The organism is Cellvibrio sp. PSBB023 (genome assembly GCF_002007605.1).
Taxonomy (GTDB): domain Bacteria; phylum Pseudomonadota; class Gammaproteobacteria; order Pseudomonadales; family Cellvibrionaceae; genus Cellvibrio.
In genome coordinates, this window is record NZ_CP019799.1 from 4,431,625 (window position 1) to 4,451,135 (window position 19,511).

The 19,511-nt window shown below is 51.1% G+C and carries 12 protein-coding genes; 8 read left to right on the forward strand and 4 right to left on the reverse strand.

The window, feature by feature from the left end:
• Nucleotides 1-334: 334 nt before the first annotated feature.
• The 4 genes from B0D95_RS19235 to B0D95_RS19250 are packed head-to-tail and all read left to right on the forward strand — an operon-like array spanning nt 335 to nt 4,763.
• Nucleotides 335-1,417 carry an XdhC family protein gene (locus B0D95_RS19235; protein WP_078045378.1) on the forward strand — a complete coding sequence of 361 codons (1,083 nt, stop codon included), beginning with the start codon at nt 335-337 and terminating at the stop codon, nt 1,415-1,417.
• On the forward strand, nt 1,410-2,039 hold the full coding sequence (locus tag B0D95_RS19240) for an NTP transferase domain-containing protein (RefSeq protein ID WP_168172494.1): 630 nt from the start codon (nt 1,410-1,412) through the stop codon (nt 2,037-2,039). The genes B0D95_RS19235 and B0D95_RS19240 overlap by 8 nt, the downstream gene beginning before the upstream one ends.
• 55 nt (nt 2,040-2,094) lie before the next feature.
• Complete coding sequence (locus tag B0D95_RS19245; RefSeq protein WP_078045380.1) at nt 2,095-2,559, forward strand: (2Fe-2S)-binding protein; 465 nt, start codon at nt 2,095-2,097, stop codon at nt 2,557-2,559.
• Nucleotides 2,559-4,763, forward strand: a complete 2,205-nt coding sequence (locus B0D95_RS19250) for a xanthine dehydrogenase family protein molybdopterin-binding subunit (RefSeq protein ID WP_078045381.1) — start codon at nt 2,559-2,561, stop codon at nt 4,761-4,763. The genes B0D95_RS19245 and B0D95_RS19250 overlap by 1 nt, the downstream gene beginning before the upstream one ends.
• 4 nt (nt 4,764-4,767) lie before the next feature.
• Here the strand turns inward: B0D95_RS19250 and B0D95_RS19255 are convergent, their stop codons facing one another.
• Nucleotides 4,768-5,631: an MBL fold metallo-hydrolase gene (locus B0D95_RS19255; RefSeq protein ID WP_078045382.1), complete on the reverse strand. Its 864-nt coding sequence runs from the start codon at nt 5,629-5,631 to the stop codon at nt 4,768-4,770.
• Between the two features lie 119 nt (nt 5,632-5,750).
• Between B0D95_RS19255 and B0D95_RS19260 the strand changes: the two genes are divergently transcribed.
• The gene (locus B0D95_RS19260; protein WP_078045383.1) at nt 5,751-6,641 is read left to right on the forward strand and encodes a LysR family transcriptional regulator; all 891 of its coding nucleotides are present in this window, start codon (nt 5,751-5,753) and stop codon (nt 6,639-6,641) included.
• A gap of 23 nt (nt 6,642-6,664) precedes the next feature.
• On the opposite strand, the gene B0D95_RS19265 is transcribed toward B0D95_RS19260, so the two are convergent.
• The 3 genes from B0D95_RS19265 to B0D95_RS19275 all read right to left on the reverse strand — a co-directional run bounded on the left by B0D95_RS19265 (nt 6,665) and on the right by B0D95_RS19275 (nt 10,004).
• A complete protein-coding gene (locus tag B0D95_RS19265) occupies nt 6,665-7,627 on the reverse strand; it encodes a HEAT repeat domain-containing protein (RefSeq protein WP_078045384.1) in 963 nt (320 codons plus the stop codon).
• Nucleotides 7,628-7,760: 133 nt separating this feature from the next.
• Nucleotides 7,761-8,825, reverse strand: coding sequence for a glycoside hydrolase family 11 protein (locus B0D95_RS19270; RefSeq protein ID WP_078045385.1), 1,065 nt, complete (start codon nt 8,823-8,825; stop codon nt 7,761-7,763).
• A gap of 486 nt (nt 8,826-9,311) precedes the next feature.
• Nucleotides 9,312-10,004, reverse strand: coding sequence for a response regulator transcription factor (locus B0D95_RS19275; protein ID WP_078045386.1), 693 nt, complete (start codon nt 10,002-10,004; stop codon nt 9,312-9,314).
• Between B0D95_RS19275 and B0D95_RS19280 the strand changes: the two genes are divergently transcribed.
• The 3 genes from B0D95_RS19280 (at nt 10,003) to B0D95_RS19290 (ending at nt 19,472) form a co-directional block, all read left to right on the forward strand.
• Nucleotides 10,003-11,913, forward strand: a complete 1,911-nt coding sequence (locus B0D95_RS19280) for a 7TM-DISM domain-containing protein (RefSeq protein ID WP_168172495.1) — start codon at nt 10,003-10,005, stop codon at nt 11,911-11,913. The two genes, B0D95_RS19275 and B0D95_RS19280, sit on opposite strands and share 2 nt — an antisense overlap.
• Nucleotides 11,914-12,105: 192 nt before the next feature.
• A complete protein-coding gene (locus B0D95_RS19285; protein ID WP_078045388.1) occupies nt 12,106-12,507 on the forward strand; it encodes a hypothetical protein in 402 nt (133 codons plus the stop codon).
• Nucleotides 12,508-12,542: 35 nt separating this feature from the next.
• Complete coding sequence (locus B0D95_RS19290; RefSeq protein ID WP_078045389.1) at nt 12,543-19,472, forward strand: putative Ig domain-containing protein; 6,930 nt, start codon at nt 12,543-12,545, stop codon at nt 19,470-19,472.
• Nucleotides 19,473-19,511: the final 39 nt, after the last annotated feature.

The window sequence follows — 19,511 nt, forward strand, 5'->3', positions numbered from 1 at the left end:
GGGGGGCGTTTATACCCTTATCGACCTAAGCGTGAGTGCTATTTGCTGTGCCATTTGTTGGATTAGGCAAAAAATCGCGTGTATCAGGCAAACCGGTTGCGACGCTCTTGAATAATACTAAATGGCATTTGGGCGATGTTTTGTGAATGCCACTGAATTTATCGAGCGTATCTAATTGGTTTGTTTTTAATAACCTGCTGCGAGGTGAGGAGCGACAGTCGGTTTAGTTTTGTTAATCCGCCTTTCTTTATTGCGAGGTCGGTGGGATTATCGGGCTGTGCCACATGCGGTACCTGGATTCCGAACGATAAGCGAAATAAAGCGGAGCCTGTCTATGTCTAATCAGTTTTATCATTTACTTGCGACCTGGCTTCCACTCAAAGATCACGCGAATTGGGTGTTGGGTGCAATTATTCATACGCGCGGATCGGTGTATCGCAAAACCGGCGCACTCATGCTGCTCAGTGATGCCGGACATCAATTAGGCATGTTGAGCGGTGGTTGTATTGAATCCGATTTACTGTTGCAAGCGCGCAAAGTGATTGCTTTGGGAAAATCCCGCCGGGTTATATACGACGCAAGCGACGACAGTAATATCGCCTGGCGCTTGGGAATTGGCTGTGGTGGCGCCGCTGAAATTTTGTTGCATCCCTGTAATCACGCCAATGATTTTTTGCAATTACCTGCCATCTTTTCCTGCTTGCAACAACAGCAAGCCTGTCAGTTTGAATTGCAACTCGATAATGCCTGCGCCAGTTTTACGCCTTGTGCTCGGGCATTTACCCAGCGTCAACACGGTCACGTGTGCGAACGGGAGGGCGCCTCTGAAAATCGCCAATGGTTGAGTAGTTTGATTAATCCACTGCCGCATTTATTGGTGTTGGGCAGTGGCATGGATTTAATTCCCCTGTGCCAATTGGCGTTGGTATTAGGGTGGCGTGTGACGCTGGTGGATCAACGTTTACATGCCGGCAAGCGCGAAAATTTTCCGTCAGGCATTACCGCGCTAAATAGTTCGGTGGCCGAACTGGACAGCAACTTATTGCAGCATGTGGATGGTGTGATTATCGCCCATCACAATCTGGGGCTGGATGCCGCGGCGGTGGCCGCACTGCAAACACGTTCATTGGCGAACCCTTATATCGGTTTGCTCGGCCCGGCTAAACGTAAGGCCGATGTGCTTGCTGCCGCAGGGCTGGATGAAACGCAATTGAATTATCCCATTGCCGGGCCCATGGGGTTGGCCTTGGGCGGCGATTTACCTGAAAGCATTGCTTTATCGGTATTGGCCGAATGCCACGCCAGGATTTTTGGTAGTAACGCACAATCGTTAAATACGCTGAATGCAGTGGGTGACCTTATGCCTGCATTCAATAGAGTTGTCGGTACATCAACCAACAGGTGCGCACATGAATAATATCAATAACCATCCCCAGCGTTTGGATTGCCTGATTTTAGCGGCGGGTAGTGCCAGTCGCTTTGGTGGCTGTAAACAATTGGCCGATTGGCGCGGGCAGCCTTTGCTTGCTGCAACTATTGCCGCAGCTTGTGAACTTGCACCGGAGCGTATTCTGGTGGTGGGTGGTGCATTCTACCCGCAGCTTTTGCAGGCGCTGCCCAGGTTAAATGCACTGGCGAATCGCACAACTTCTATTGAGTTGTTGGAATATCGCGCCTGGAATCTGGGCATGGGAAATTCGCTGGCGTTTTCGATCAAAGAATTACAAAACAGTAATCCGGTGTTGGTTTTGCTCGGTGATCAGCCCTTGGTCAGCGCACAGGATTTACATAATTTATATCACCACTGGTGCGTTAACCCGGAGCGTATTGCCTGTGCCAGTTTTGCCAACACCTCGGGCGTTCCCGCTATTTTCCCCGCGCACTTTAAAGCGCGCTTGTATGAATGTCGCGGTGATCGCGGCGCTAAAAGTGTACTCATGCGTTACAGCAATCAGGTTGTTCCGGTTGCTATGCCATCGGCAGAGTTTGATGTTGATACACCAGCAGACCTTTCCAAGTATTTAAAAAAAGCTATTTAAAAAAAGCAATTTAACCGTTTTGTTAGTCAACTGATTTTTTGCCAAGGAGTTACCCATGATTTCGCTTACGATTAATGGTAAAACCCGCGAGCTGGACAGTGACCCGGATACCCCCTTGCTGTGGGCACTGCGCGACGAATTAAAAATGACCGGCACCAAACTGGGGTGCGGTATGGCACTGTGCGGTGCCTGTACTGTGCATATGAATGGCAGCCCTGTGCGCGCGTGCAGTTTGCCTATTTCGGCGGCCGCCGGCGCAAAAATCGAAACCATTGAGGGTATCGATTCACCTGCATTTCACGCTGTGCAACAAGCCTGGCGCGAATTGGATGTGGTGCAGTGCGGCTATTGCCAGTCGGGGCAAATTATGTCGGCCACCGCGTTGCTGCAAGGCAATAAAAAACCAAGCGATGCACAAATTGATGCCGCTATGTCAGGCAACCTCTGTCGCTGTGCAACCTATCATCGCATTCGCAGCGCCATTCATCGCGCGGCCGATAATTTGGGAGGAAAAGCCTGATGAATTTCCTGAAACGACAAACGATTCACGCGCAACAACACACTGAGCCTTCGGCTTTATCGCGCCGTCATTTTTTACAGGCGGCAGGGTTGGGCGGTGGGTTATTAATTGGCAGTGGTTTTGTGGCGGGCAGCGCACAGGTTTTTGCGGCGGAAAAAACACCTGTGGATGCCAGCGGTGATATCCCTTTTTTTAATGCTTTTGTAAAAATTTCGCCCGACAGCAAAGTGACCATTGTGGTTAAACATCTGGATATGGGGCAGGGCGTTAGCACTGGTTTGACGGCGCTGGTAGCGGAAGAGCTGGATGCAAATTGGGAGCAAATGGCTTGGGAGTTTGCTCCGGCGGATGCAAGCCGCTACAACAATTTATTTTGGGGGCCGGCGCAGGGTACCGGAGGTTCTTCCTCCATCGCCAACTCCTGGATGCAATTGCGCCAAACCGGCGCGGCCGCGCGCGAAATGTTAGTGGCTGCCGCGGCGGCGGAATGGAAAGTGCCCGCTAATGAGATTCAGGTAAAAAACGGTGTTATCTCCCACGGCAAACGCACTAGCACTTTTGGTGCGCTGGCCGCTAAGGCCGCCGTCTTACCTGTGCCGCAAAAACCGACAGTAAAAGATCCAAAAGATTTCACCTTAATCGGCAAAACTATTCCGCGCAAAGACAGCCTTGAGAAAACCAATGGCACCGCGATTTACACGCAAGATATCCAGTTACCCGGCATGCTCACAGCGCTGGTGGTTTATCCGCCGCAATTATTTGGCAAGGTTAAAAAAGTGGATGCTGCCAAAGCCAAAGCATCGCCCGGTGTTGTTGCAGTGGTGGAATTTCCGCGCGGCGTTGCAGTGATTGCCGAGAGTTTTTGGGTCGCGCAAAAAGCCCGCAAATTAGTGCAGGTCGAGTGGGATTTATCCGCCTGCGAAACCCGCAGCAGCGATGAATTATTTAACGCCTGTCACGAAGCGGCCAAGAAGTCTGGCGCCGTTGTAAAAACGGTGGGCGATGCAGTTGCAACACTGGCAAATGCCGAGGGCGTGATTAGCGCTGAATATGAATTGCCCTACCTCACGCACGCGGCCATTGAACCGCTGAATTGCGTGGTGAAAGCGGACAAAGCAAGCTGTGAACTCTGGTATGCCTGCCAAATGCCCACGGTGGATCAGCAACAAGTGGCGGCAGCAGCAGGCATTAAACCCGAGCAAGTCAATATTCACACGCTCTATGCGGGCGGCAGCTTTGGTCGCCGTGCTTGCCCCAGTGATTACGTGGTAGATGCTACGAATATCGCCAAGCAACTTCCCGGGCGCGCCATCAAAATGGTGTGGACACGCGAAGATGAAATTCTCAATGGCCGCTACCGGCCAATGGCGGTTCACCATGTGCGCGGTGCCGTATCGCCCACAGGAAAAGCCATCGCTTGGCAGCATCATGCCGTGGCTCAGGCGATTTTGCGCGGTGGTCCGTTTGAAGCCATGATTCAAGGGCCAGTGGACAGCACGGTTGCGGAAGGCATTGATGATATGCATTACGCCATTCCCAATTTGCAGGTGCAGGCGACGGAGATCCCGATAAAAGTATCAACCCTTTGGTGGCGCTCGGTGGGGCATTCGGGCAATGCGTTTGTGGTGGAAACCTTTATCGACCAGCTTGCCCATGCTGCCAAAAAAGATCCGGTTATTTTCCGCCGCGAATTGCTGGCCAGTGAGCCGCGTGCGCTTGGTGTATTGAATCTGGCGGTGGAAAAAAGCGGTTGGGGCAAGCCCTTGCCCAAGGGGCTTGCGCGCGGCATAGCGGTGCACAAATCCTTTGGTACCTGGGTGGCACAGGTTGCCGAGGTGCGAGTAAACGATAATGGCAGTTTTCGTGTGGAGCGCGTGGTGTGCGCGGTGGATTGTGGTGTCGCCGTCAACCCTGATGTGATCCGCGCGCAAATGGAAGGCGGGATCGGCATGGGGTTAAGTGCTGCGCTTGGCGAAGCCATTACCCTGAAAAAGGGTGTGGTGGAGCAAAGCAATTTTCACAACTACTCACTGCTGCGCATCGACGCCATGCCCAAAGTGGAGGTGCACATTGTTCCTTCGGCTGAAATGCCCTCGGGCGTGGGTGAGCCAGGTTTGCCTCCCATCGCCGGAGCCGTCGCCAACGCCTTGTTTGCCGCGACCGGAAAGCCACGTACGCGTTTGCCTTTGGGGGTAGTTGCATAAGCAACTACCAATCCATTTCCCCTGTCACTACTTTGGCACTAATAACCATGCCTTCATCAGTGGGTAATTCAGGGTAGGCTTTTTTGAGTAAGGTAACCAGTTGTGTGGCATCGGGTTTGTTATGTAACAACTGTTCGTAATGTTGCAAATAGTCGCGGGTAAATACTACGGCTGCATCACCCGGCGGTATTGCCCCCACATAATGGCCGGGAATTACGGTGTTTGGGTTGAGTGCGGCTAGTCTGGTCAGTGCCGCGATCCAGTCTGCGCGCGCTTGGGGTGATTTGCTGTCTGCCGTCCATAAATGGATACCGCTGCTGACGAGTACGCCGCCCAGTGCCGTTTTGGTGGATGGCACCCACAGATAGGCGTTGTGGGTGTTGATCTCTCGTATCTCTATGGTGTGGTTTTCCAAGGTCAGGGTTGTTTTGTCAAAAACCTGCGGGACATAGATTTTAGTGGGAGCCTGCTCACCCAGTATTGGTCCCCAATAGGCCAGCTTGGCGTTTTTGGTTTTTTCAATGTGCGTAACAACCGCACTGCTTGCCAGAATTTCTACCTTTGGAAATGCTGCCACTATGGGTTCAAGGCCAAAATAATAATCCGGGTCACCATTGCTGATATAAATTCGCGTCAGCTTTTTACCGCTAGCGCGAATCAATTCCACCAACGCCTGTCCATCGCCAACGCCGAATTGGGCGTCGACCAAAATAGCCTCCTTTTCTCCTGTGACTAGCGACGATGACACGGGAAAAATGCTTTTGTCTGCCGGGTTGTAGGTGGTGACGTGCAGGTCGCTCGCATTGGCCAAGGCGGTACCAAGGAGTAGGCTGGTAGCGGTAATCATAGCGCTGATCGCGTTTTTCATTCTCTTTACCTTTGCTGATGAGTGGCTTGTTGGTTCATTGATACCCAGTGTAGTATTTCAAAAATCAATCATATAGATGACTTTTTGCAAAATACTGTTTCAAAAATAGAGCAAATAAAATGGATAAACTCACCGCCATGCGTATCTTCACCCGCATAGCGAGCACCGGCAGTTTTAGTGCGACGGCGGAGCAGATGTCGCTGTCACGGGCGATGGTGACTCGCTATATCAGTGAGTTGGAAGACTGGCTAAACCAGCGCTTGTTGCAGCGCACCACACGCAAGGTGACTTTGACAGAAGCGGGCGAGCATTTTTTAGTGCGCTGTGAACAAATCCTGGCATTGACGGAGGAAACGCTGGATGCGGCAGCAACCTTGGGGAGTGAGTTGCGCGGTTCGTTGCGGCTGACTTGCAGTGCATCCTTTGCCTATGCGCAGATGGCAGCTGCCATCGCGGATTTTCAAGCGCTGCATCCCAAGGTTGATATTGATATTAATGTGAGCGATGTCAGTATCAATTTAATAGAGGCGAGAATTGATGTGGCTATCCGCATTAGTAACAACCCTGATCCTCTATTAATAGCGCGCAAGCTGGCAGACTGCGCATCTGTACTGGTTGCATCCCCTGAGTATCTGGCGCGCTATGGTGTGCCCGCCTCGCCCGAGGCGTTGGTGAATCACCGCTGTATGTCACATGCCATTACCGGTAAATACCTGTGGCAATTCACGCGTGCGGATGAGTTTGCCAAGGTGGAAATCCACAGCCATTTTTCTGCAAACGATGCGACTGTGTTGCTGCATGCGGCCATTGCTGGGAATGGAATTAGCCTGCAGCCGCGCTACCTTGCCAAGGATTACATCGAGGCGGGGAAACTGGTGCCGGTATTGGCAGATTGGACCGTGCCTGATTTGGCTATCAATGCACTCTATCCGTCGCGGCAACATTTACCTCTGCGGGTGCGTACATTTCTTGATTTTTTAGTACAGCGCTTTGAGGCAGAGTTTTGGTAACTCTCTGACCCCGCATTTTCGCCTTAATTAGTGTGCGCCATCAGCGGTATCCCCGAGGCAATATCGCTATCCGTTAAACGGGTACGCGCCGTTTCACTTAAATTCTGCAAGTGATTGACCACATCATTCGCCAGCCAACTGACTGCCGGGTCAGGGTCGTTGCGCAAGGGGTCGGCCCAGCGAATATGGCCTTGATTACCTGTAGCGCGCAGTGCGAGCAGTGCATCCAATTTAACGCCAACATTGTCGTCCTGTAGCAGTGGCGCAATCGCAGTAGCGGCACCGGCATAGTGTGTTTTGGCAAGCTCGACCAAGGCTCGTTGGCGCTCCTCGGGGCTTTCGCTGTGCAAGCGCGGAGTCAGGGTATTGATTTGTTTTTCCAGCAAACGATTATCGCCCCGCGCTGACAATACCTGTGCCGCAACCCGCTTCAGTTCCGGATTGCTGTGCTCTTGATAAATCGATTCGAGCGCATAGTCCGGCAACAGGTCGCGATTATCTGTCAGGTCGACCATGCCTTTGCTGGCAATAGCGACATTTTCCTGGCTGGGGTTGCTCGCCAATAAATCATTGATCTTGTCAGGAAAGCTGCGCGGGTCGCGATCCGATTGCGTGCTCAACGCTTTTAATACTTGATTGCTATCAACGACGATTGACGCGTTCGCTTGTGCCTGTTCTGCATCTTGTTGATCGACCGAAGTGGTTGTATTGGCCGCTGTGGAGCTTGCGGCAGGTGTTGCCATTGCCAATGGCGTCGCAGTGGTTGTTATGCCAACGGCATAGGCGTTATTGAGCGCTTGTTCCTGTTGCGCGACCAGCAATTCCAAATCCAGAATTTTATGTTCCAGTGCGGTAATCTGCTGCCGCTGTTGCGCGTCATTACTGCTAATACTGAGCGCACCATAGGTCAGTGCCGCGCCGATAAACGCATAGAGCAGAGCACTTTTTTTTGATGCAATGGTTGTCAATCCTGATGAGCGATTCATTGTGTGCCTCTCATTGTTATTGTTATAGAAGTGACATGATGAAGATTGAAAAAGGGGCAGAAAATCTGCCCCTCCTTTGTTATTACATCCTTGATGTGTTTTTCTGTCCGCTGCAGTTAATGGCTAGCGCCAATTACAAATTGCCATAACCTATGGCGCCGTTGCAGTGCATCCACTCACTGCCGCCATTGCCGCCACCACAAGAACCGTTTTGATAAACGCCAGTGTTGTAGGTTTGCGCTTCCGATTGACGGATGCTGCCATTCACACTGATGTAATCAACTTGCACATCGCGGTTACCGGAATCGTTGAAATATTCTACCAACGAACCGCCAGACAAATTGGTGGTCGCCGTGTAATTGGACATAGTGGTAGAGAGTGTCCAGGTTTGCACGGTAGTGTTGTTCACTTTCAAGCGAATTTGTTCCTGGCCGGTAGTGCCGCGTGCACGCACTACAATCGTTTTGTTACCACCGGATGGTGCAGAGCTGGAACTGCCGCCACCACCGCTGGTGCCTTCACTCACGGTGATGTCAGAGCTGCCGGTGCTTTGATAGCCTTCTGTCGCCAATACCTGGTAGTTGTGATTGCCCAGGTTCAAACCTTTGCTCGCCCAAAAATTAACGTGGTTGGCGAAGGTAATGGTGCCGGAAATATTGCCAAAGCCTTTCTTGGGGTTTCTCACACTGAAGTATTGGTAAAAGGTTTGGTTGCCATCAATTGATGGTTGGTTAACCCGTTGGCAACGACGCACATTATAAGTTGCGCCATCACTTTGGAAGCTGCCGTAGTCAGTGCCACCAGAACAGCTGGCAGGGTTGTAGGAGCCGTAGCTTTCAATGACGTAATACTCAATCAGCGGACTGCGGGTCCATCCATAGAGCGCGAGGTATGAGTTTTGTGAATTGCTGACATTGTAGCTGCCGGAGTAATTAATCACGCGTGTGCTGTTACCCGGGTTCCAACCTTTTCCGCCAACCCAATTGTTGGTGCCGCTGTTCCATTGTGAGGTGTAACGACCGCCCGCTTGTAACGTCATGGTGGCGTTACCGGAATCTTTCCAGAACGAATAATAAAAACCGTTGTGGGTGCCAGTTGAATTGGAGCTGAGTGTTTGTGCATTTGCCACTGTTGCACAGAGTGCAGCGGCGCCAATGAATGCGGTAAAAATATTTTTACCCTTGATATGTAATTTCATTATTAGAATCTCATGCTATTGCCTCTCGACCAATACCGCCTATAGAGGAGGAGGGACTGATGGAAGGTTTATCCTGCGCATTGCGAGCAGGCGTTTATCGGTTGTCATACTGCTTTGCTGTTATTGTTAAATAAAACGACCTGACAAATCCGACGAGCAATTTATAACGATAGCACTATGTTGTTGTCAACAAAACAATAAGCATATTGTCAAAAAAACTATATTGCATTTTCAATATAGCAATATGTTGTTTAAAGGCGTTATTAGTCGATTGTTTTTTTTGAAAAGTTAAATTATCGCTGTGCAATAAAATTTTATGGATGATTATTTTTTAATAAGAGAATTTTTATTTTCGGAGAGAGAAATTGATCGCTTTTGGCGCCATCATTTACCGATGAAATTTTTTTTAGCGTTGATATTTTTTGTTGTTTTTAGACTCAAAAAAAGAATTATTTCCCGATGCGTAATGACGGTATTTTTGTATGGCTAAGTGCGGGAGTCGGTACTGAAAACGTAACCTTTGTTGCGCATGGTGTGTATGGGCAGGCTAATGTCAGTTTCATTTTTTACTTTGGTTCTGAGTCTGCTCAATATGGCATCCAATCGCCGGGTGTCATGCCGCAGGCTGCTGGGTGGCAGGCAGTCACACAAGAGTTCGCGGCTCACCGCATCGCCCTTGTTGGCGATTAATACATCCAGCAATAAGGCTTCGGTCATGGTCAATGCAACCTTGCGCTTATTCGGGCATTGCAGTTGAAGTAATTGACGATCCAATTGCCAAACCGCATCATCGCCCCGGCCTTTATCCTGAAGGCGGCGGTACAGGTGATTGATGGTGACACATAATTCTTTCAGGTTGATGGGTTTTATGAGGTAGGCATCAGCGCCAGCGCTAATCGCTTCCACCCGGTCTTCAACCTGGCCGCGCGCCGTCACCACGATAATACCCAGTTGCAAACCGTAAGTTTCACGCAACTGTGTGGTTGTGGCTATCCCATCGCCATCGGGTAGCCCCAAATCCAGCAATAAAATGTCCCAGTGACTATCCATGAGCGCGCGCTGCATTTCATTGATGCTGCCTACGCTGCGTGCGTAGTAGCTGCTGAAATTCAGGTAATCCACGATTTCAATACGCAAATCGGCATTATCTTCAATGACGAGAATACGAGGAGTTGTCATGCGGGATGCCCCCGGTTATTACAGGTTAGTAGTGGTGCTGGTGTTGTTATTGGGCGTGAGTTGCGCCTATGCCGAACCGTCACCCATATTGCGGCTGGACGATACAAGTGCGCGTATTGCTCTGTTGCCTTATGTGGATTATAGCGTTGAATATGACGCCAACTCTTCTGCCAGTGTAAATGACCTCACAAAAATTGACCATTCTTTTTATAACCAATTGAAGTATTCAAGGAACAATAAAATGTCTTTCGGTTATACGCAGAATGTACACTGGTTTCGTTGGACCATTGACCCGGCATACAGCAAGCGTGCGGAGTGGTGGTTGCAGATAAGCCCAACCTTTTTGGATTCGGCGACGCTCTTTGTTCCGCAGGAAGATGGCACCTATGAGCCGGTGCGGGTAGGGGATCACTGGCCGCTCTCCAAGCGCTCTTACCAGGGCCGGCATTTTCTGGTGCCCATCAACCTCGCTTCGGATAAGTTGCTTACCTACTATTTGCGCGTGCAGACCTCCAGCACTATGACGCTGGGGTTAACCCTGTGGCGCCCGGAGGCCTATGCGGCCACCGTTACCCTGGAAGACACCCTATACGGGGTGATGTTTGGTTTGATTCTGGCGACTGTGCTGGTGAGCATGATCAGTGGTATCTGGTTGCGCCAACCCTTTTATTTTTTGATTTCGGCCTATTTGCTCGCGCTGGCGCTGGCGCACCTGTCGCTCAATGGCTACGACCAATTATGGTTTTACAGGGACCAGCCGCAGTGGTCGGATATCCTCATCGGCTTCAGTTCCTATGCCATTACAGCACTGACACCGGCAATTTGTATTGCCTACCTCGCGCCGCGCCACTATTACCCGCGTATTAATGCTGTATTCGTGATAATGATTGTATTGGCCACGCTGGGTGCTTTGGCCTCTTTGCTGGGTTATCCCAAGCCTGGATGGGTGGCTTATTTGTCGGTACCCATGCTGTTTATCATGATGGGATTGCTGTGTGTGATGTGGCGAATTAAACCAGTTCGCAGTCTGCTCCTGTTGTTATTGTTCTTCCCCAGCTTTTTAATGGTGATGCTGCAATTGGCAAGAAACTATGCGCTGTTGCCAATGAATTTTTGGACCACCCACGCCTGGCCCATCGCCACTATGATCCAAATCCCCTATACCATTTTGTTGGTGATGCTGCACTTGCGCACCCAGGAAAAAGCGTTTCTCAGCGAGCGACAAAAAACCCAATTGCACCGCGATATGCTCAGTGTCATCGCCCATGAATTGCGCACGCCTTTGGCTGTTACCAGTTCGGCGCTGGCCAATATTGAATTGCAAACGCGCGCGACCCATCCACACTTATTGCCGCGTTTTCAGCGGGCGAATTTGGGCTTGGCACGTCTTGGCAGTTTGATTGATCGCGCCGTATTCCAGGAGCGTTCGCTGGAGGATGGTGTCATTCTCGAACCCAGGAATTTGGTTGTGCAGGATTTATTCAATGATGTGGCAGAGCTGTGCCATGTGGATATGCCGCATCAATTGATCATGCAGGTCGCCCCCGATGCCAATGTGCTTTATGCCGATGAACATTGGATAGGGCATGCATTAATTAATTTAGTGGATAATGCGATTAAATATTCACCGCATGGCGGAACGATTTTATTGACAGCAAAACTTTCCGACGATTGCGTGGTCATTAGCGTTATCGATTCAGGTATCGGTGTTCCTACCAATGAAACTGGAAAATTGTTTGATAAATTTTATCGCGCAAAAAACGCACAAGATAATGGCAAGTTAAACGGCATAGGTGTGGGTTTGTTTGTGGTGAAAACGGTTGTGGATGCCCACGGCGGCACTATCGAATATCAACCCAACCCCGGCGGTGGTTCAATATTTAACCTGTATTTCCCGGCGAATGTGTAGCCTTCGGGCTGGTATTTTTTTGCTGAAAGAAATTGCAAGGTTTTGCAAGAAAAGTGCAGTTCCTCTCTCTCTATACTCCCGAGCATGGGTGTAAACCCGGTATCGGGAGAGTCTGCTTGTTAGGCTGTATTATTTTTCGCCTGTTCTCTTCTCGATATATCCCACAACTGTTTATTTTTTCTGGTGTGATATATGAGTGTTCGATTCCTACGTAAAAAAAATACGCTACCCAGCCGCTTGGGGGCTGCTGTGTTAGCGGCTAGCAGTGCTGTTGGTGCGTTTGCTGCTGATGCATGGCAACAGCAGGCTGTGCCAATGGTTGGCGTACAAAATTATTTCATGGAGCGCTGTTTACAATTCGGCGCCGGAGAAAAAGTCGAGTTTAGTTTTACCTCCCAGCATCCGGTGAATTTTGATGTTCACTACCATCCCGACAACGCCATTGTTTTTGTTCTGAAAAAAGAAAACACAAAAGAACTGAGCGATAGCTTTATCAGTAAAGCCGTTGATCATTACTGCTTCACCTGGGCCAACCCGGTAGATGTCGGTAGCGATTGGGATATCCAACTCAAGTATCGCGTCATCACTCAATAATCACAGCCTTTTTCTTTTTCGGGAATTTCTCAGTTATGAGAGCAAACTCTATTCGCAATTTTGCTTCTTTAGTGGTGACGGGCTTTGTGCTTTTCACCACACTGGCTTCCGCCAGTGCATGGGCCTCGCATTTTCGCGGCGGCTCCCTGACCTGGCAGACCAAAGATATCGATGGTAACGGCGGTAAGAACGACGTGGTGTTAACCATCAACACGGCGTGGGGTGGTTTTGATAGTGCGGTTTCGTTTCAAACTTCACCATCATTAACTTTCACCAAAATTGGTTCCAGTGATTATGTATGGGTTAACGGTACCGACTGGTCCAACTCATCCTATGTGCTGCGTACCGAAGTATTTCATGCGCTGAACCTGAATCCTGATGCTACCTACAATGTGGCGTTTGGCAGCAGCGCGCGCATCAGCAATTTGGTGAATAACGCCAACGGTGCGTGGAAAATCCAGACCAGTATTAACATCAAAGACGGCAACCTCGCGCCCAAAATTGATCTGCCGATTATTATGGATGTGCCCAAGCTGCAGACCGATGGTGTGACCGTACTGGCCGATTGGACCTATCAATTAAGTTCGCGTGATCCCAACTCAGACAAGCTACGTTATCGCCTGGCAAACCTCGATGAATTGGGCGGCGGTTCGTCAACCAACCCAACCGGTTTGGCGATTAACCCTAACACTGGTGTTATCACTTGGGTGGGGTCAGGTTCTCGCGCAAACGGCCTCTACAGCGCCGGTATTGTGGCGGAAGATGTGGATGAAAACGGAAAAGTAAAATCCAAAACCCATGTGGATTTGATTTTTAATCTGGTCAATAAAGCACAGGTTACTTTTACCTATCCCACTGGTGTGCCTGAAACACGTAATGTAATTGTCGATAAAGGCAGCAGCTATGCCTTTAGCATTACCGGTAGTGCAATTGACACCCAAAGTCTGGGAACTATTCAGGGCGCCTTGACAGAGCCTACGCCCGATAATTATTTATTTACGCCGGGTGCCATGGGAACAGGTCTGGATCCCGGCAGCTATCCCATTACTTTTGAAGTGCGCGATAGCAATGGCAACAGAAGTAATAATTATCTCGGTATTACGTTTATTGTTCCCGATCCAAATGCTCCGCGTATTCGCAACCTTGAAGCCGATCGTGTGTTCTATAACGGCACTGATCCTGTGCGTGTGGATGCGAACCAGGATGCAATTGTCACCGATGCCAATACCACCGATTTCCAGGGCGGTATGTTGAAGCTGAACGTCACTTTCACCGATGGTCAGCTCGAAGTATTGGGCGTGGATGCGGTGGGTGATGGCACGGGTGAAATCAATCGCGTTGGCAATACCATTTATTACGAAGGGAGTGAAATTGGTACTGTGCACTCCACCCTGAATGGCCAAGGTCGCGCCCTGCAAATTAATTTCACCGGGCCAACCAGTATTGACGCACTGCAAGCCCTGGTGCGTGCCTTGACCTATCGCGATACCTTTGCGTTGCGTGGGGAAGGCGACCGTAACTTGTCGCTCTTTGTTGAAGATCCGACTGGCCTCAGTTCCTCCAACGATTTCTATGTGCATGTCAGCCCGCATCCGGATCGCGGTAATTATTCCGGCGTACCTCTGGAAGCGGCGAATACTATCTCCCTCATTGAAGGCGACTCGATTGCCCTGAGTAACGAGAATATCAGCTACGCTGACCCGGAAGGTGACACCATTACCTTCACTGTCAGCAATGTAACCAATGGCCGTTTTGCGTTTGTCAGTGCGCCAACCGTAGCAATTACCAGCTTTACCCAGGATGACATCAACCTTGGTCGTGTGGCCTTCGTGCACAACGGCAGTGAGGATGCACCGTCTTACGATCTGGTCGCATCGGATGGCACTAATACGACAGCTCCAAGTCCGGGCCAGATTTTCTTCACCAACGTGAATGATAATGCGCCGACCATCAGCAACGCCCCGTCGAACGCGATAATGGAGGGAACAACCTACTCGTATGTTCCCACCGTTGTGGATGCTGACAAGGGCGATACCCACACCTTCACCGTAACCAACCTGCCAAGCTGGGCCACGTTTGACACGGCTACCGGCACGTTGTCCGGCACTCCTACACGCACTCACGTGGCGACCTGGAGCAATATCAGTGTTCGCGTCACCGACAGTGGTGGCCTGACGTCGGTACGCGGCCCATTCAGCATTACCGTGACTGCCGCACCGGATACCGATGGTGATGGTGTACCTGATCATGTTGAAGTTGCTGCGGGCACCGATCCTAATGACCCGGATGATTTCCCGGATACTGATGGCGATGGCGTCCCTGATTATGTCGAAAGCTACATAGATAACACTGATCCCAACGACCCTGATTCTGTGAAAGATACGGATGGCGACGGCGTACCTGATTATGTTGAAGGTCAGGATGGCACTAATCCAACCGACCCCACTTCGTACAAAGACACCGATGGCGATGGTGTGCCTGACTACGTTGAAATCCATATCGACAATACCGACCCGAATGACCCTGACTCCGCAAAAGACACGGACGGCGACGGTGTGCCCGATTATGTTGAGACCGAAATCGACAACACTGATCCAACCGATGACACCTCGGTAAAAGATAGCGATGGCGACGGTGTACCTGACTATGTTGAAGGTCTGGAGGGCACTGACCCCAATGACCCAACCTCAGCCAAAGACTCAGATGGTGATGGTGTACCGGATTACGTAGAAGTGCGTGATGGCACCGATCCTGCTGATCCAACCTCGTTTAAAGACACTGACAATGACGGTGTGCCTGACTATGTTGAAACCGAAGTGGATGGCACAGATCCTACCGATGCGGATTCCACAAAAGATTCGGATGGCGACGGCGTACCGGATTACATCGAACTGCGCGACGGTACTGATCCTGCTGATCCCACCTCGTTTAAAGATACTGACGATGATGGTGTGCCTGATTATGTAGAAGTCCGCGACGGTACTGATCCTGCCGATCCAACTTCGTTTAAAGACACAGATAACGATGGTGTGCCTGACTATGTTGAAGTCGTGGATGGTACTGATCCTGCCGATCCAACTTCATTCAAAGACACAGACAACGACGGTGTGCCTGACTATGTTGAAGTTGTGGATGGTACTAATCCAAATGATCCGACCTCCGCTAAAGACACCGATGGCGACGGCGTGCCTGATTACGTCGAGATCAATGTAGACAACACCGATCCGACTGACGCTGATTCAGCAAAAGACTCAGATGGCGATGGTGTACCCGACTATGTTGAAACAGCCGAAGGCACAGATCCTGCTGATGCGGATTCCACAAAAGATTCTGATGGCGACGGCGTACCGGATTACATCGAGCTGCGCGACGGCACCGATCCGAACGATCCGACCTCAGCCAAAGATTCGGATGACGATGGCGTACCGGATTATGTAGAAATTCGTGATAACACTGACCCAACTGATCCAACGTCATTTAAAGACGGTGATGGTGATGGTGTACCTGATTACGTAGAGATCCGTGATAACACTGATCCTGCTGATCCAACCTCGTTCAAAGATACAGACGGTGATGGTGTGCCGGATTATGTTGAGGTTGTTGAGGGGACTGATCCAACCGATCCAACTTCCACCAAAGATAGCGACGGCGATGGCGTACCTGATTATGTTGAGGTAGTTGATGGCACTAACCCGGCCGATCCGACCTCCGCGAAAGACACCGACGGTGATGGTGTGCCGGATTATGTTGAAGCTGTGGATGGTACAGATCCAACCGATCCAGCCTCCGCTAAAGATACCGATGGTGATGGCGTGCCTGATTACATCGAGCTGCGTGACGGTACTGATCCTACCGACCCAACCTCGTTTACTGATACGGATGGCGATGGTGCGCCTGACTATGTAGAAGTAGGTGACGGTACCGATCCTGCTGATCCGACATCCTTTAAAGATACCGACGGTGACGGCGTACCGGATTATGTGGAAATCCATGTTGATGGTACTGACCCGACGGACCCAACTTCAGTGAAGGATACGGATGGCGACGGTGTGCCAGATTACGTTGAAGTGGTTGATGGCACTGACCCCGCTGATCCTCGCTCGGTAAAAGATAGCGATGGTGATGGTGTGCCTGATTACATCGAAACCCGCGACGGTACTGATCCACGCAATCCTGCGTCATTTAAGGATAGCGACGGTGACGGTGTGCCCGACTATGTGGAAACTGAGATTGATGGTACTGATCCACTGGACCCAGCGTCGGTGAAAGATACGGATGGTGATGGCGTTCCTGACTATGTTGAGAAGGCGCAAGGCTCCGATCCGGACAGTGCTGGTGGCTTCCTGGATAGCGATGGTGACGGCGTGCCGGATTACATCGAGTTGAGTGAGGGCAGTGATCCCCAGGATCCAACCTCCTACAAAGACAGTGATGGCGATGGCGTACCTGACTATATCGAGACAGTGATTGAGAAAACCAATCCACTGGATGCCAAGGACTTTGCTGACCTGGATGGCGATGGCATTCCGGACTACAAAGACACCGACAATGACAACGACGGTATCTCGGATGTGGACGAAGGCCGAGCGACCAATCGCGATACCGATGGTGACGGCATCCCCGACTATCTGGATCTGGACAGTGATAACGATGGCCTACCGGATGTATTGGAAGGCAAGGTCGACAGCGATGGTGACGGTATCCCCGATTACATCGACACTGACAGTGATAACGACGGTATTCCGGACTATATGGAAGCGCCTCTGCCCGTTGTATTGACCGGCAAAGACTCTGACAAAGACGGTATCGACGATGCTATCGATGTTGACCTGACCGGTGGCGTGGATCTGAATAACAACGGTATTGATGACGCGTTTGAACCGCGCGATACCGATGGCGACGGCATCCCTGACTACCGTGACCCCGACAGTGATGGCGATGGTGTGCCTGATCGTATCGAAGCCAACATGATCCCGCTCAGTGGTGTGGATAGTGACGGTGATGGCATCGACGACTTCCTGGACGTGGATCAAACCGGCGGTGTGGATCTGAATGGCAATGGCATTGATGACGCCTTTGAACCAGTGGATACCGATGGCGATGGTCTGCCTGATTATCTGGATCGCGACAGCGATAACGACGGTATCGCCGATGGCGTAGAAGCCGGTGCCAGTGGTGTGGACAGCGATGGCGATGGTATTGACGATGCCTTTGACGTTGACCAAACCGGTGGTGTAGATGCCAATGGTGACGGTATCGATGATGCAGTGAAACCACGCGATAGCGACGGTGATGGCATCCCCGATTACCTTGACCTGGACAGCGATAACGACGGTATTTACGACGTGATCGAAGCGGGCTTGCCTGATGAAAACTGGGATGGCATGGCCGATGGTGGCGTGATTACCAACACCCCACGCGACCGCGATGGCGACGGTATTCCGGATTATCTGGATCTGGATAGCAACAACGACGGGATCTTTGACGTGGTAGATGCAGGTTTTGACCGTTTCGACCAAAACAAAGATGGTCGCATCGATGACATCACTGACGTGGATCGCGATGGTATTCCGGATGTGGTTGATTACGAGATTGGTGCCTTCGGCGGCAGCCTGGATAGCGATGGCGATGGAATCCCTGATGCCATTGACCTGGATGACGATAACGATGGCATCCCGGACTGGATCGAGAACGGCTTCAGCTCACCGGATCAAACCGGCCCTGACCGCGATACCGATGGCGATGGTGTACCGGATCGCCTGGATTTGGACAGCGACAACGACAGTATCCCGGACATTATCGAAAGCGGATTGCGCTTCCTGGTTGATGCAGATGGCGATGGCCGTATCGATAACTTTATCGATAACGACCGCAACGGTTTGCATGACGCGGTAGATCTGTTGCTGCGCATACTCGACACCGATGGTGACGGCGCGCCTGACTTCCAGGACCTGGACAGCGATGGTGACGGTATATGGGATCTGATTGAGGCGGGCACCTCGCGCTTGCTGGATGCCAATAATGACGGTCGCATCGATGTCTTTATCGATCTGGATCGCGATGGTATTGCCGACAGCGTGGATGGTGTCGTCAGAGGCGGTATTGCAGGTAAGCCGCCAGTGATTCGCGATACCGATGGCGACGGTATCCCCGATTATCTGGATCTCGATAGCGATAACGACGGCTTCCCGGATGCACTGGAAAACGGCGACTTCAATAACGACGGTATTCCAGACAATGAACAAAATGAAGGCGGGCTGGAAACCGCAGTAAAAGGTGCAGGTTCTATGAGTAATGTGTTGTTGCTGGGCTTGTTAATGTTGCTGGGTGTACCGCGCTTGCTGCGCGCCCGTGCGGTACCCTTGAAGGGTGGCCTTATGGCCATCCTGTTAGGTGCATCCTTTCAGGTGAGTGCCATGGATGACGATGCCGCTTGCGCTTGGGCCAGCGTGGCAAATGATGGTTGCTGGTACCTTGGCGCTGGTGTTGGCTTGTCGCACCTGAGCCCGGAAGGCTCGGTGAATGGCTGGTCGTCGGATGATGCTGGCAGCTTCGGCTTTCAAGTGTCCATTGGGCGCGCTATTCGCTCCGACTGGTTCTGGGAGCTGAGTTATATGGATGCGGGTGATGCGGGTTTGGGTAACCCCAACCCAGCGCTGGAAGCGCTGATTCCGGACGCCCATGTGAGCTACAAAATACCGGCATTCATGGTAGGTCGTACCTTGGTGAATGATCTGGCGGGCTGGGATCTGTATGCCAAGTTGGGGGTGTCTGCTATTCGCACGGCCGCCAGCGATGAGCGTATTGGCGAGAGTTCGCAAACTTCTACCCAGGTTGCGTTTGGTGGCGGCGCTACATACCAATTTGCTGCGTCTCCCTGGTCGCTGAACCTTGCACTGGATAGTTATGATCGCGATGCTCGCGTAGTGGTGATCAGTTTTTCACGGCGCATCGGTGGCCGCTAGGTCTTAGCAATACGTGTATGAAGTAGGTGTATAAGAAGC

Coding starts and splice junctions, on each gene's coding strand:
- B0D95_RS19240 (WP_168172494.1), top strand. CDS start 1,410: ATGAATAATATCAATAACCATCCCCAGCGTTTGGATTGCCTGATTTTA.
- B0D95_RS19280 (WP_168172495.1), top strand. CDS start 10,003: ATGCGGGATGCCCCCGGTTATTACAGGTTAGTAGTGGTGCTGGTGTTG.
- B0D95_RS19250 (WP_078045381.1), top strand. CDS start 2,559: ATGAATTTCCTGAAACGACAAACGATTCACGCGCAACAACACACTGAG.
- B0D95_RS19265 (WP_078045384.1), bottom strand. CDS start 7,627: ATGAATCGCTCATCAGGATTGACAACCATTGCATCAAAAAAAAGTGCT.
- B0D95_RS19275 (WP_078045386.1), bottom strand. CDS start 10,004: ATGACAACTCCTCGTATTCTCGTCATTGAAGATAATGCCGATTTGCGT.
- B0D95_RS19270 (WP_078045385.1), bottom strand. CDS start 8,825: ATGAAATTACATATCAAGGGTAAAAATATTTTTACCGCATTCATTGGC.
- B0D95_RS19235 (WP_078045378.1), top strand. CDS start 335: ATGTCTAATCAGTTTTATCATTTACTTGCGACCTGGCTTCCACTCAAA.
- B0D95_RS19290 (WP_078045389.1), top strand. CDS start 12,543: ATGAGAGCAAACTCTATTCGCAATTTTGCTTCTTTAGTGGTGACGGGC.
- B0D95_RS19255 (WP_078045382.1), bottom strand. CDS start 5,631: ATGAAAAACGCGATCAGCGCTATGATTACCGCTACCAGCCTACTCCTT.
- B0D95_RS19285 (WP_078045388.1), top strand. CDS start 12,106: ATGAGTGTTCGATTCCTACGTAAAAAAAATACGCTACCCAGCCGCTTG.
- B0D95_RS19260 (WP_078045383.1), top strand. CDS start 5,751: ATGGATAAACTCACCGCCATGCGTATCTTCACCCGCATAGCGAGCACC.
- B0D95_RS19245 (WP_078045380.1), top strand. CDS start 2,095: ATGATTTCGCTTACGATTAATGGTAAAACCCGCGAGCTGGACAGTGAC.